The following is a 551-nucleotide window of genomic DNA, read 5'->3' as shown; positions in this document are numbered from 1 at the left end:
GCTGGTAACAAACTGAGGAAGTATTTAGCAAGAGCGTCCTACGGGCAAAGCCCCACAGGAACGATCACCACCTCCATAGGAGGTGGTTTAAGAGTGACAATCAATGGGTGGGGATGGTGACCCGTTCGGTGGATGAGGTGACCAACCTCAGCGATATGCTGAAAACCACTTTCGGCAGTGAGCGTTATGGCCGTTATCAGCGCGGGACAATTGGCGGTACGGTATCAGGGGCAACCGGAATTCGGTCACGGGATGATAAATCGCGTAATGAGGCTGAGATAGTGAAGAAAACCACCGCTGAGGTGGTGATGGGCCGTAAAGCCATTGCCCGCAGCCTTGAAGCCCTGAATATTGCCCCGACCGTGGAAGTCTTTAGCGAGGCAGCCGGTGATGCGGTGATGGCGATTATCCAGTCGGCAGGCAGTACTGATGAGAAAGCCGCTATCTTTGAGCATCTTGCTGCCTTTCAGAATACCCGCTACCAGCAAGGCGCGGTTGACCGGCATGTGACTGAAATGACCGTTCTGTTACTGGTGGTGTTGTCGGCGGGC

The 551-nt window shown here is 54.4% G+C and carries 1 pseudogene; it reads left to right on the top strand.

What is annotated here, in order from left to right:
* Window positions 1–113 precede the first annotated feature (113 nt).
* A pseudogene (locus Xbud_RS19285) lies at window positions 114–551 on the top strand (DNA circularization protein); the annotation flags it as partial.

The sequence above is a fragment of the Xenorhabdus budapestensis genome, from assembly GCF_002632465.1.
Classification (GTDB): Bacteria; Pseudomonadota; Gammaproteobacteria; order Enterobacterales; family Enterobacteriaceae; genus Xenorhabdus; species Xenorhabdus budapestensis.
This window is presented reverse-complemented; position numbering and strand designations above follow the sequence as displayed.